The organism is Pontibacillus chungwhensis (assembly GCF_030166655.1).
GTDB lineage: Bacteria > Bacillota > Bacilli > Bacillales > BH030062 > Pontibacillus.
This window is the reverse complement of record NZ_CP126446.1, coordinates 3,338,320-3,350,918: the sequence shown is the minus strand read 5'-3', so window position 1 is coordinate 3,350,918 and position 12,599 is coordinate 3,338,320. Positions and strand designations below refer to the sequence as shown.

Here is a 12,599-nt window from a genome sequence, read left to right as displayed (position 1 = left end):
TATCCTATTAAAGTAAGGAGAGATGGGTGTCTGTCTATCCGCCAACTATAAGCCTGAAAGCCTGTATTCCAAAGTAAAGACCAAAGCCGATTAAAACCAAACCAGATAGGATAGAAATGATTTGTTGAATGGTAGGTGTCACGAGCCTTCTCGTGCCTGTTGCAAGAGCAGCCATTGTGATATCCCATATGGTAATACCGAGGAAAATACCTGAACTGTAGATCAGGATTTGTATAGCACCATATTGATCTGTGGTTTGAGCTAGTATTGATCCATAGATGCCGAGCCAGAACAGAATACTTAACGGATTTGAGATAGCCATTAAAAAGCCTGTCCGAAAAGATTTTCCCAGTGTTTCTCCTCTAGTTTCTGTTCTTTCTAGTGTAGGAGCTTTAGATTTAGCAATACTTTCTACCCCTGTATAACAAAGGACAAAGAATCCAAAGGACCACAAAAATGCTCTTAGAATAGGGGTATCAATAAACTGAGCTACTCCGAAATAAATGAGGAGCATAAACACGCCATCTGCAACCATCCCGCCTACGCCTATTAGCCATGCATGCCAGAAGCCAAACCGGATCCCCTTATCGAGTTGGGCAGCATTAATTGGTCCCATCGGTGCAGAAAGAGACAGTCCGAGTAATAGGTAACTAACAAAGATATTCATAAAGACCCACCTTGTCCATTTCTTACTAATTAGTCTATTCGACAATCATTGATTTATATCCCTCTTTGAGAAAACACCTTATTTGTAACCAGTCCTTCTTCACTTCGTATACAATGAGGTGAAGGAGGTGACAATCTTGAAGGTTATGCAATGGTTAAAACGGATCGCAGGTTGGGGCATCCTTATCTTATCTTTCATAACAGGCCTGACAATTGTGATTAACGAAGGCCAGACGATTGGGATGAAGATCATCCAATATGTTTTCTTTAGTGCGCTCCCTGTATCGCTAGGGTTTCTTTTAGCGAAGGGACGAGAGCGTCTGAAGGATTCGTGGTTTATGTACTTAAGAGTGTATACGTTTGTTACATTACTCTTTCCTGCTTATATGTTTATCATTGAATATGGTTTCATTGATTATAAAGCCGCCCTTAAAACATCTAATGATATTCATTTTGACACCAATTCTGCTCAGTGGATCATAAGTGTGAAGATTCTACTACTTTCAGGGTTAGCGATCCTTTTCTCCGTTCTGTATATAAAAGGTTTCAAATCACTGAAAGGATATGAAATCGGATTGTTCTTTCTCTTATTTGTTTTAAATCCTTTTGTTATGTTTCTCACCAAGGATGATTACCGAGCGATTCGCGATGAGCAGATTGTGTTCTCCCAATTTGGTAATAAAGAAATAATCGGTTGGGATGAGGTTGAAAAAGCTGAACTAGACCCGTATGTCTCAGGTGGGATAGGAGAAGGTAGTGAAGAGTCATTTAAATGGGAGTTTAGTTTTCAAACAAAGAATGGCAAGGTCTATACGTTTGATAATTTCTATTACAATGAGCGTGATGTGAAACAAAGCTTCCAATTGCAAAAGAAGATTGACCAAGAAGGAATCCAACTTACAATTGTTATGTTAGATGAGAATGAATGGGAGCAGTTGAACTCAGAAGATCGTGACGATTCTTCTCTTAGAGATCAGTTTTATGATTTGATCTTTTATGACCCTGTGCAAGATGAATATTCTATTTAGGAGGACATGAAGATGAAGGTGTTAGGGTATCGCTATGGGGAAGTATCGGAACACAGCGAGGCAATGGTGGATTTTCTGCAGAATAAGCTTGGCTTGAAGAATTCCTGGGAGGATACAGAAGACTACCGGGGCGGGATCTTTAAGGCTGGCGAGAGCTGGCTTGAATTCTGGCATAAGAATGAATGCATGAACGCTTTAACGATGCTCCAGATCGTTGTTGATGAAGGAGATGACTTTGCGTCTTTTGCAAAAGAACAAGGTGTCGAAATACATGGACCAATTGAGGAGAACGGGGAGAAGATCTATTCGGTACAAGCTCCAAATGGCATGCCCGTTACCATTGTATCGTCACAAACATAGAAAAGCCCCTCTTTCATTAGGCTCTTTTATAGTTTAGTGTTATTATTTTAAAGGCTTGTTCAATACCAAGAGCTGAGACATTTAAGTGTAGATGGGGCCGTCTTTATTGACTAGTGCTTGGGGTGTCTGGGGAACGACTCGCTTTCCGCGGGCGAGCTGTCGAGCCTCCTCGGGCAAAAATCGTGCCCTGCGGGGTCTCGTCGACCTCTTTCTCCCGCAGGAGTCTCCCCGTTCCCCAGACACCCCTTATCTAAGTTTGATGAGACGGCCCTCCAGCTGTGGGTGGTCGCGTAGATTCAACTCTATTTTCTAATATGGCATGTTTTCCGTTCTTCTAAATATGGCAAAGGTGGTTCGGGAAATTGCGAGACTCCTGCGGCAGAAGGAGCCAGTCCAGTTCCAGCGTGGAGGACCTAGCGAGACAAGTCATCTTTTTTCCAAAGGCTTATCGCCTTTTCCAAAAAGCTGTCTTGTCCGTACGGTCCTAGGCACCACGCTTGCACATTTCTATCTAGGGGAGACCCCACAGAGAGCGCAAGCGAACGAGGAGGCTTTTAAGGGAATAATGAAGTTCGACTAAGACCGTCACGTCAATCGCCAACGTCGAACGACCCCACCTCGTGTGGGGCCGCGGAAAGCGAGTGATTTCCCGAACCACCTTACGCGCAGACTAACGCTAGAAACATTCTCACTTTCCGGTACTCCATATTAGGGACTTATATATAACGTGTAAAAAATCAACAACCAACTTTAGCAGAGCCTTCATTTAAGAGGGGCTTTTCGTTTTCTAGGATTGTGAAGTTTCCAGGGCGTCTAATTCCTGCTTAATAAATGTCATGAGGTCCTGAATCGTTTCTGCAGAGAAATCAAAACGGATGCCAGCTGTCTGATAGACTTCAGGCAGTGATTTAGTGTTTCCAAGGGATAAGGCATTCTTATAATTTTCTAAAGCTTGTTTCGGATTCTCTTTGTATTGCTTATACATTTGAACGGCTCCAAGCTGAGCAATCACATATTCAACATAGTAAAATGGCACTTCAAAAATGTGGAGCACCTTTAACCAACTGTTCTCAAGCGTCTCTTCATGCTCAGACCAATCGACTCTCTCTGTGCCAAAATTTTGTTTTAATTCTTTAAATTTAGCATTTCGCTCCACGGCTGTATGGTTTGGGTGTTCATACATCCAGTGTTGTAGTTGATCAATCACGATACCACCAGGAAGGAAATGGATAATTCCTTCTAACTGTTCCCGCTTGGCACGCAACAGATCTTCCTCATCGTCATAGAAGTGATCCCAATAGTCCATTGTAAGAAGTTCCATCGTCATACTGGCAAGTTCAGCACTTTCCATTGGTGCCTCACGATAGGAAGGGAGCTTGATATCCTCGCTTCGATGGTTATGAATGCAGTGTCCCATTTCGTGAAGAAGGGTGATCATATCGTCATGGGAAGTGTCAGCATTCATGAAAATAAACGACGACTGGGATAGTGGTAGAAAGTCGCAAAATCCTCCAGGTGCTTTTCCTTTTCGAGTATCAAGATCGAGTGTGCCCTTCTTCTGCATATCTGTTAATAAACTTGCGAAGGAAGCATCCAATTTGGTGAAAATGGATGAGGACTTCTCAATTAGCTCTTCCGTTGTATGAAATGGTTTAAGTGGACTTTGCCCTGCAGGAGATGCACTTAAGTCCCACGGTTTCAATGTATCTACTTGAAGTCTTTCTTTCTCTTTCTCCATTAGTTCATTTTTTAGAGGGACCACATGCTCACGAATGGACTCAGCTAGCTGTTTACAGTCTTCCGGGGTGTAATCAAATCGTTCATATTCTTTAAACATATAGTCTGTAAACGTGTTTAGTCCTGCGTTCGTTGTCTTCTTCTGACGTAACGCTATGAGCTCATCCATAATGGATTGAAGAGAATCTTTATGCTTTAATCGCACGTCATTTATACTTGTAAAAGCTTGTTTTCTTACGTCACGGTTGGAGTCTTGTAGATAAGAGCTCATCAGACTAAGTGTTTTCTCCTCACCGTACCAATCTACTGTTAAACTTCCTGTAATTTCGAAATACTGGTTCGTCAATCGATCTTCTTCTACTTCTAGATCGATATTTTCTTCTCGGAATAAATCCAATGCATTTTCTTTCATTTTCATAAATCGCCCATATGTATCCTGGTCTAATTCATCTTTATAAGGTGTATCGATAAATTTCTGATCTAATAACGCCTGATATCGCTTTAGAAGTGGTTCAATCTTCTCCTGATCGCGCTCGACCTTTTCTTTGGCCACTTGGCTATCGCTATGACTTTGAAAGTCGATGTAGTGTCCCCTTAATCCTTCATTAATGGCATCAAAAATTTGAGCCTGATCGAGGATCCACGACTCTAGTTTTTCCACAGAATCTATAGGTTCCTGTACGAGGCGCTCGAATTCTGTTTCGATGGTTTCTGGTTTTGAGAAATCAAAGCGTTCTTGATAAAAAGTAGACATTCTATATTTCCCCCTTTATAAGTACTTCTGCATTTTATCATAAAACAGAAAATTCCAAAATCAAACTTGTAAAATACTCCTTGAAATAGGAAAACTCCTATTTAAAGGGATGTGTATCGCTTACATAGTTGAAGAGATCGCTAGCCTCTTTTTATGAGAATGAATAGGATATACAAAACTTTGTATAAAAATTTAAATAAAGGTATTCACAATGATTATTTATGTGTTATTATACATTATATCTAATAAACATACATTCACAGGGGGACTAACAATGAAGAAACTTGCACTTATTCTATCAATAGTAGCAACGATGGCTGTACTCTCAGCTTGCGGGAGTTCTGAAGCAGCAAATGGAGAAGGAGAGAACGGAAAGAAGACAATCGTTATGGGTACATCAGCTGATTATAAACCATTTGAATTCATAGATACGGCAAACAGTGATGAAATTGTAGGGTTTGACATTGATATTGCTAAACATATAACAGACGAACTGGGTTATGAATTGAAGATTGAAAACATGGACTTTAGCGGATTGATTGCAGCACTTAATAGTAACAAAGTAGATTTTGTCTTTGCCGGAATGTCGCCGAATGAAAAACGCGAAAAGCAAGTAGATTTCTCTGATATCTATTACGAAGCACACAATGCTGTGATTTCTATGGAGGATGCTTCTATTAAAGAGTTAGGAGATTTGGAAGGGAAGAAGATCGGGGTACAGCTCGGTTCGATTCAAGAAGATAAAGCCAAAGAACTTCAAGAAGAATATGATGGAATTGAAGTGATTCAGCGTGACCTGATCCCTCAACTCGTAGAGGAGCTAAAGACAGGACGCATTGATGCAGCCATCATTGAAGATAGTGTCACTAGCGGTTATTTAGAGAAGAATGAAAAGCTAACTCAGTTTATTATGGATCCAAATGCATCAAAAGGTTCAGCAGCTGCTTTCCCAGAGGATAGTGAGCTTGTAGAAGAGTTTAATAAAGAAATTGAGAAAATGAAAGAAAGCGGAAAAATGGATGAGTTAATCAAGAAGTGGTTTGAAAACGGAGGAAAGTCCGAATAAGGCAAGGAGCTGAGTGATATGGAAGAGATCATCCCATCCATTCCCTTTATTTTAGAGGGAATTCTAATAACATTAAAATTTGTACTACTATCTGCTGTAATAGGATTCATTCTAGGAATTGGAGTGGCTCTTGCGAAGCTTGGTAACAACAAATTCTTAGGCAAACTGGCAGGTGCTTATACAGCTTTCTTCAGAGGGACTCCTCTGATCCTGCAGCTTGTTTATATCTATTATGTCATTCCACAATTGACACCATGGAATATTGAGCCGTTTGTAGCAGGGGTGATTGCTTTCTCCCTAAACTCAGCTGCATACATTTCTGAAATCATAAGAGCAGGTATCCAATCTGTTGATAAAGGCCAATTTGAAGCAGCTAAAGCTCTGAATATCCCTTATTTTAAAGCGATGCGTAAAATCATACTGCCTCAGGCAATCAAACACATCTTACCTGCTTTAATGAATGAAGGAATCATGTTACTAAAAGAGTCAGCTGTTATTTCTGTCATTGGGGTTTCAGATATTATGCGCAGAGGGCAAATTGTAGCAGCGGACACATACAACTATATTGGTGCCTTAACCATCCCATTAATCTTGTACTTCCTTATGGTTCGGGTATTAGAAATGTACGGATCCAGAGTAGAAAGAAGGTTGAGTTACAGTGATTAAAGTTAATCAATTATCGAAAACATTTAAAAAGACGCCTGTTTTAAATTCTATTACGACTGAGATTAATAAGAAAGAAGTCGTGGCTGTCATTGGACCTTCTGGGTCTGGTAAATCAACGTTTCTTCGTTGTTTAAATGGATTAGAACAGCCAACAGAAGGACAAGTCTATATTGATGGAACCCAGCTAAATGAGCAAAATGTGACTCAAATTCGCGAGAAGACAGGAATGGTGTTTCAGCATTTTCACCTCTTTCCTCATATGACTGTACTTCAAAATATTACGTTCGCTCCTATGGAGACACATGGGAAGAGCAAGAAAGAAGCTGAAGAGAATGCCATGAAGCTTCTTAACACGGTTGGGTTATCAGATAAAGCACACAGTTATCCGAATCAACTATCAGGTGGGCAAAAACAAAGAGTAGCGATCGCTAGAGCTCTTGCCATGCACCCTGAGATTATGCTGTTTGATGAGCCAACTTCAGCGCTTGACCCAGAGATGGTAAAAGAAGTCTTAGATGTGATGAAACAACTCGCAAGCACTGGAATGACGATGGTTATTGTGACACACGAAATGGCATTTGCCCGTGAAGTAGCCGATCGTATTATCTTCCTTGATCAGGGAGCGGTCGTAGAAGAAACAACCCCCCTCCAGTTCTTTAATCATCCTTCTACTGAAAGAGCACAATCTTTCTTACAGAAAGTATTGTAAGCATAAGAAAAGCCCTCTATTAAGAAATAGAGGGCTTTTTCGTGTTATCCCATACAAAGGCTTTTGTATTCTTAGAATTAGTTAGCGCTTTGTAGTGCTTCTTCAAGCTGATATGTGCGAACTTTGCGTGGAAGGAAGCTGCGAATTTCATCTTCGTTGAAGCCAACTTGCATACGCTTCTCATCAAGCATAATCGGGCGCTTTAAGATGCTTGGATTTTGCTCGATCAGTTCATAAAGTTCACGCATAGAAAGATCATCTAAATCGACATCTAATTCTTTAAAGACCTTAGAACGTTCAGAGATAATCTCTTTTGTTCCATCCTCTGTCATACGAACAATTTCTTTCACTTCGTCTGCAGATAAAGGCTCAGAAAAGATGTTGCGTTCTGTGTACTCTAAGTTATGCTCTTCAAACCAAGCTTTCGCTTTACGGCAAGATGTGCAACTTGGAGATAAATAAAGTGTAATCATGCAATGAACCTCCTATTGGTCATTTGAATGTTACCTTACTTTCTAACAATACATTATATGGATTTAAAAAATGTAAGCTGACTTACATTCCCTAGTATACCACTTGGTATGGAACTGTTCAAAATGATATTCTTCCCAAAAAGAAGGGAATTTGTTCCTCAACTATTAATGTAATTGTAGAAGAAAGGCATAGGCTATATTTCATGTATATGCTTGTCCTATACCCGTTTTTTCACCAAGGTATGCACTGATGGCACACCCGGCTGTTTCAGTTACAAATTGATTATAACATAATACCTTTAGTTTGAGATAGTTAAATTCATACTATTTTACATTGGCATGGGTACTTTAAGTCATTGTGCTTTACTGGATGAATCTATATAAACGGAAGGATGGAAAAGATTTGTAAATACAGGTTTATACAAGTGGATTCAGGGTACACATAATGCGTGGTGAAGCGCTTTCAGTGGTAGTTGTGTATAAACCACAAAATTTGCGAGTGAAGTTTGTTACTCGGCCACGTTGTGGTATAGGTCGTATAGAAGTTATAATTTTCTTAATAGAAAAACATTTAGCACAATAAATGTATTCCTTTAATCAAAAGAAAACGTTACATCAACGGTGAAGGGGTGTGGTGGTCGTGGAAGCGTTAAGTAAGAATTTCTTCTTATTATTATCCAATAGTTCAGTGCTTGATAAGATGGCCAAGAAATGGGGGCCGCGTTTGGGTGCGGATAAGATTGTGGGGGGAGAGTCGTTTGACCAGGCCATTCCATTAATCCAACAGTTGAATAGTCAGGGGCTGCACGTAACGGTGGATCACCTCGGAGAGTACGTTAACTCTAAGGCGGAAGCCAGAGAGCGTACAGAGGAATGTATAAGTACAATCCAGGCTATTCATAATCATCAGTTGAATACGCAGCTCAGTTTAAAATTGACCTCTCTTGGACTTGATATCAGTCACGATCTCGTCTATGAAAATATGACGCGCATATTAGAAGCAGCTAAACAATATGATGTGGTTGTAACAATCGATATGGAGGATTCCTCACGAACAGAGAAGACGTTGGAATTGTATAAACACTTCAAGACAGAGTATGACAACTTGGGTACAGTCATTCAATCGTATCTGTTCCGTTCAAACCAAGATGTTGAGGAATTAAGTGATTACAATGCTTATCTCCGCCTGGTAAAAGGGGCTTATAAAGAATCAGGAAAAGTTGCTTTTACAGAAAAATCAATGGTGGATGACAATCTGAAGAAGTTGATTGCTAAGCATTTATTAAATGGGAATTATACCGCTATCGCTTCACATGATGAGGCAATGATTGAGTTTACAAAAGAATTTGTAGAGAAGAACAACATTCCTAAAGATCAATTTGAGTTCCAAATGCTTTATGGCATGAGAAATCAAATGCAACTTGATCTTTTGAAGGAAGGTTACAAAGTTCGGGTCTATCTCCCATATGGAGAAGACTGGTATGGATACTTTATGAGAAGGTTAGCAGAGCGCCCAGCGAACATCGCTTTTGCGGTGAAAGGGCTCTTTAGTAAATAAATTAGCTACTGCTTGAATAACGAAGAGAAAGGGGAAATGATTGATGGTACAACCGTACAAACACGAACCATTCACAGATTTCACAGTTAAAGAAAATAAGAAAGCTTTTGAGGATGCGCTACAGCAGGTGAAAAGCCAACTAGGTCAGGATCACCATTTGCTAGTGGACGGAGAACGCATCTTAACGGATGATAGAATCGTTTCCACAAATCCAGCGAACACTGAACAAGTTGTTGGACGTGTATCAAAGGCTACACAAGAACTTGCAGAAAAAGCCATGCAAGCAGCTTCTAACTCGTTTGAGTCTTGGAGAAAATGGTCTGCTGAAGCTCGTGCAGGACTTTTACTTCGCGCCTCAGCTATTATGCGTCGACGTAAACATGAACTTTCCGCTTATCTCGTTTATGAAGTAGGTAAGCCTTGGAAAGAGGCGGATGCAGATACAGCTGAAGCTATTGACTTCTTAGAATATTATGCGCGTCAAATGCTTGAAATTGATAAAGGAAAGCATGTAGAAAGCCGTCCTGGTGAGCGCAACCGTTATGTTTACCAACCAATTGGGGTAACGGTCGTTATTCCACCATGGAATCTTGCACTTGCTATTATGGCAGGAACAACAGTGGCACCTCTTGTAGCAGGTAACACAGTGGTTATGAAACCAGCAAGTAATAGCCCGGTAATCGCGGCGAAATTTGTTGAAATTTTAGAAGAAGCCGGACTTCCTAAAGGTGTTCTAAACTTCGTACCAGGCAGCGGCGGCGAAGTTGGGGACTATCTGATTGAGCATCCAAAGACGGCTTTAATTTCCTTTACAGGTTCTAGAGATGTAGGCCTTCGTATTATGGAAAAAGCTTCTGTCCGACAGAATGGCCAAAACCACCTTAAGCAAGTTATTGCTGAAATGGGTGGTAAGGACACCGTTGTGGTTGACAAAGAAGCAAACATCGAAACGGCTGTTGAGGCAATCGTTGTTTCAGCGTTCGGATTCTCAGGTCAGAAATGTTCTTCTGGTTCCCGTGCTGTCGTACACCAAGATGTATACGATGAAGTACTAGAACGTGTTGTAGCTCGTACGAAAGAACTTTCTGTAGGTAACGCAGCAGAGTCAAATGTGTATATGGGACCAGTTGTAGACCAATCAGCATATGAGAAGATCATGTCTTATATGGAAGTTGGTAAAGAAGAAGGACGTCTCATGACAGGTGGTAAAGGCGACGATTCCAAAGGTTACTTTATTGAGCCGACGGTATTCGCTGACCTTGCTCCAGAGTCACGTATGCAACAAGAAGAGATCTTCGGTCCTGTTGTTTGCTTTACCAAAGCTAAAGATTTCGATGACGCGATCGAGATTGCAAACAATACAGAATACGGTTTAACAGGAGCGGTTATTTCTGATAATCGCCAGCATTTAGAAATTGCTGCTCGCGACTTCCATGTTGGTAACCTTTACTTTAATCGTAATTGTACTGGAGCTATTGTTGGGTATCAGCCATTCGGTGGTTTCAAGATGTCAGGTACTGACTCTAAAGCAGGAGGACCTGATTATATCGCTCTTCACATGCAAGCTAAAACAATTTCCGAAATGTATTAATAGAAAAAAGCTTCTCACTTTGGTGAGAAGCTTTTTTTTCATTAGTGATGTTTATTGGCTAGGATAGTCGCAATATTCCACGATCGTTCCTTCTGTATCTGCTGGGTTTACATATATTAATCTTCTTCCGTGCTTATTCGTACGCAAGCTTCCTTCTAGTATGCGGATGCCTTTTTCTTCTAGTTCTTTTATGGCTTCATCCAGATCATCTACTTGATAAGCCACATGGTGAACGCCTTTTCCTTTTTGTTTGATGAACCGTGCAATAGGTGAAGTTGTATTATTCGTTGGCATTAAGAGCTCGGTGCGGAATCCATTTACATCCATTATGGCGATTTCACTTTCAACTCCAGTGGCTTCACTACGGTAATGGTCAATCATCGTTGCGCCCAATACATTTTCATAAAAATGAATACTTTCTTCTATATTTCGAACGGCTACGCCGATATGGTCCAAATGTTTCTCCATGTTCATTCTCCTCGTTTTATTAGTGGAACCATTGTATCATACTGTCTTTGTCTACTGTTTATAGAGCTTCTTTATTCATCACAATATCAGAAATTATAAACAGAATATTAAAAAGACTAGTAATACTCTGCAACATTGCCTTTCCCTTTTATGAGAAAAGTCGCTATAATGAACATTAGGTTTTCTTGTTCGACTCTGCTGTTGAAAGGTAAGGGATTAACTATGGATCAAAAGGAGCTCATTCTTCAAACAGAAGATATACACAAAGCGACTGAGTTTATTAGTTCGAAGCTTGATAAACCAGTCATTGTCGAAAATAAAAATTTTGAATTAATTGCCTACAGTTCCTCATTCGAAGAGTTTGATCAAACGCAACAAAAAACGATTCTATCTAAGAAGTGTCCTGTCTTTATTATTGATCGGCTGAAGAAAGAGGGGATTGTTCAAAAGTTAGAAAGTAAACCTGAGCCTATTCGCATTGAACCTATTGAAGAGCTAGGGTTCTATCAGAGAATTGTAATTGCTGCGAAACATCTTGGTCATACTATGGGGTATATTTGGGTGCAGGAATCTACGTCTTTGTTAAAAGAGGAAGATTTGATCTTTTTAGAAGAAATTACGTCCCATATCGGAAAACTCATTTATGATGCTTATTCGAGAGTCAATGTTAAAGAGGGACGTAAGGATGAACTGTTATGGAAATTAATCCATCATGAATATGGGAGTGAAACTCAGTTTAGACACGATGCGAAACTAGTGAAGCTTCGTCTCCCGGAGCGTTGTGTGGTTTTAATCTTCTCCATAACGGATCCCCAATACAATGATTTGCTAGGTACGTTAAAAGAACTAGTAATCCACTCTCCACTGCGAAAAGACATTCAGTTTCTAAAGACGGAGTTTCAAATTGTCATGTTTGTTCACGGGCGAGCAGGGGCTCCTTTTAGTGCCACCGATACGGCAAGGACTTTTATTGACGAGGTTAAGCAGAACTTGGACGGGGAGTCTTTTTATTACTTTATGATTGGGCTTGGGAAAGAGTATACGAAGTTAATTGATATCCGAAAGAGTTTTCTAGAAGCACTTGAGGTTATTGAAACGGCTAACTTTATTGAGCCTCGGCCAGAAACGATGCCAAGAGAGTTTGCAAAATTAGGTGTTTACAGATACCTGGCCACACTTTACGAAAAGAATAGCTCGGAAGATTATTTCAGTGAAGATCTGCTAGAACTGATGAAAAAGGATACAGAAGGACAAACGAACCTTTTACAAACCCTCGAAGTGTACTTAGCCAATAATGGGAAAGCAAAGCAGACCGCTGCTGAACTGTTTATTCACCCCAACACATTGAACTATAGGCTGAAACAAATATTAGACTTAACCAATATTAATTTACAGGACTTTAATATGAAAAGTTATTTATATACAGAGTTGCTTTTGCTCAATAATGTGCCAGGCTATTATAAGCGTTACCAGGAAGCCATATCGGTTCATTTGAAGAAATAGAAAGCGGATGCCCATAAGCA

General features: G+C 40.2%; 12 protein-coding genes. 8 read left to right on the top strand and 4 right to left on the bottom strand.

The genetic code is table 11. The annotated features are described in order from the left end of the window. Window positions 1-34: 34 nt before the first annotated feature. A complete protein-coding gene (locus QNI29_RS17365) occupies window positions 35-667 on the bottom strand; it encodes a LysE family translocator (protein WP_231418952.1) in 633 nt (210 codons plus the stop codon). Window positions 668-803: 136 nt separating this feature from the next. Between QNI29_RS17365 and QNI29_RS17360 the strand changes: the two genes are divergently transcribed. Both QNI29_RS17360 and QNI29_RS17355 read left to right on the top strand, forming a co-directional pair. Then, window positions 804-1,694 carry a hypothetical protein gene (locus tag QNI29_RS17360; RefSeq protein ID WP_231418951.1) on the top strand — a complete coding sequence of 297 codons (891 nt, stop codon included), beginning with the start codon at window positions 804-806 and terminating at the stop codon, window positions 1,692-1,694. A gap of 12 nt (window positions 1,695-1,706) precedes the next feature. Beyond that, complete coding sequence (locus tag QNI29_RS17355; protein ID WP_231418950.1) at window positions 1,707-2,054, top strand: VOC family protein; 348 nt, start codon at window positions 1,707-1,709, stop codon at window positions 2,052-2,054. 787 nt (window positions 2,055-2,841) lie between these two features. Here the strand turns inward: QNI29_RS17355 and QNI29_RS17350 are convergent. Next, the gene (locus tag QNI29_RS17350) at window positions 2,842-4,545 is read right to left on the bottom strand and encodes a M3 family oligoendopeptidase (RefSeq protein WP_231418949.1); all 1,704 of its coding nucleotides are present in this window, start codon (window positions 4,543-4,545) and stop codon (window positions 2,842-2,844) included. 274 nt (window positions 4,546-4,819) lie between these two features. Here QNI29_RS17350 and QNI29_RS17345 point away from each other — a divergent pair, with 274 nt between their 5' ends. Genes QNI29_RS17345 through QNI29_RS17335 form a run of 3 tightly spaced genes read left to right on the top strand, consistent with a single transcriptional unit; the run spans window position 4,820 to window position 6,986 of the window. Next, window positions 4,820-5,611, top strand: a complete 792-nt coding sequence (locus QNI29_RS17345; RefSeq protein WP_231418948.1) for a transporter substrate-binding domain-containing protein — start codon at window positions 4,820-4,822, stop codon at window positions 5,609-5,611. 18 nt (window positions 5,612-5,629) lie between these two features. Beyond that, a complete protein-coding gene (locus QNI29_RS17340; RefSeq protein WP_231418947.1) occupies window positions 5,630-6,277 on the top strand; it encodes an amino acid ABC transporter permease in 648 nt (215 codons plus the stop codon). Then, window positions 6,270-6,986, top strand: coding sequence for an amino acid ABC transporter ATP-binding protein (locus QNI29_RS17335; protein WP_231418946.1), 717 nt, complete (start codon window positions 6,270-6,272; stop codon window positions 6,984-6,986). Before QNI29_RS17340 ends, QNI29_RS17335 begins: the two co-directional genes overlap by 8 nt. Before the next feature lie 77 nt (window positions 6,987-7,063). On the opposite strand, the gene spxA is transcribed toward QNI29_RS17335, so the two are convergent. Continuing rightward, entirely contained in the window at window positions 7,064-7,459 is a 396-nt protein-coding gene (gene spxA / locus QNI29_RS17330) for a transcriptional regulator SpxA (protein ID WP_231418945.1), read from the bottom strand. 640 nt (window positions 7,460-8,099) lie between these two features. Between spxA and QNI29_RS17325 the strand changes: the two genes are divergently transcribed. Continuing rightward, entirely contained in the window at window positions 8,100-9,017 is a 918-nt protein-coding gene (locus QNI29_RS17325) for a proline dehydrogenase family protein (protein WP_284526576.1), read from the top strand. 43 nt (window positions 9,018-9,060) lie between these two features. Continuing rightward, entirely contained in the window at window positions 9,061-10,608 is a 1,548-nt protein-coding gene (pruA, locus tag QNI29_RS17320) for an L-glutamate gamma-semialdehyde dehydrogenase (protein WP_231418944.1), read from the top strand. Window positions 10,609-10,659: 51 nt separating this feature from the next. Here pruA and QNI29_RS17315 read toward each other — a convergent pair whose 3' ends face one another. Continuing rightward, window positions 10,660-11,076 carry a VOC family protein gene (locus tag QNI29_RS17315; protein WP_231418943.1) on the bottom strand — a complete coding sequence of 139 codons (417 nt, stop codon included), beginning with the start codon at window positions 11,074-11,076 and terminating at the stop codon, window positions 10,660-10,662. Window positions 11,077-11,298: 222 nt separating this feature from the next. Between QNI29_RS17315 and QNI29_RS17310 the strand changes: the two genes are divergently transcribed. Beyond that, window positions 11,299-12,579, top strand: coding sequence for a PucR family transcriptional regulator (locus tag QNI29_RS17310; RefSeq protein ID WP_231418942.1), 1,281 nt, complete (start codon window positions 11,299-11,301; stop codon window positions 12,577-12,579). Window positions 12,580-12,599 lie beyond the last annotated feature (20 nt).

Bases quoted from the DNA above. Each gene is read 5' to 3' on its own strand.
- QNI29_RS17365 (WP_231418952.1), bottom strand. From the start codon at position 667: ATGAATATCTTTGTTAGTTACCTATTACTCGGACTGTCTCTTTCTGCA.
- QNI29_RS17355 (WP_231418950.1), top strand. From the start codon at position 1,707: ATGAAGGTGTTAGGGTATCGCTATGGGGAAGTATCGGAACACAGCGAG.
- QNI29_RS17350 (WP_231418949.1), bottom strand. From the start codon at position 4,545: ATGTCTACTTTTTATCAAGAACGCTTTGATTTCTCAAAACCAGAAACC.
- QNI29_RS17345 (WP_231418948.1), top strand. From the start codon at position 4,820: ATGAAGAAACTTGCACTTATTCTATCAATAGTAGCAACGATGGCTGTA.
- QNI29_RS17340 (WP_231418947.1), top strand. From the start codon at position 5,630: ATGGAAGAGATCATCCCATCCATTCCCTTTATTTTAGAGGGAATTCTA.
- spxA (WP_231418945.1), bottom strand. From the start codon at position 7,459: ATGATTACACTTTATTTATCTCCAAGTTGCACATCTTGCCGTAAAGCG.
- pruA (WP_231418944.1), top strand. From the start codon at position 9,061: ATGGTACAACCGTACAAACACGAACCATTCACAGATTTCACAGTTAAA.
- QNI29_RS17315 (WP_231418943.1), bottom strand. From the start codon at position 11,076: ATGGAGAAACATTTGGACCATATCGGCGTAGCCGTTCGAAATATAGAA.
- QNI29_RS17310 (WP_231418942.1), top strand. From the start codon at position 11,299: ATGGATCAAAAGGAGCTCATTCTTCAAACAGAAGATATACACAAAGCG.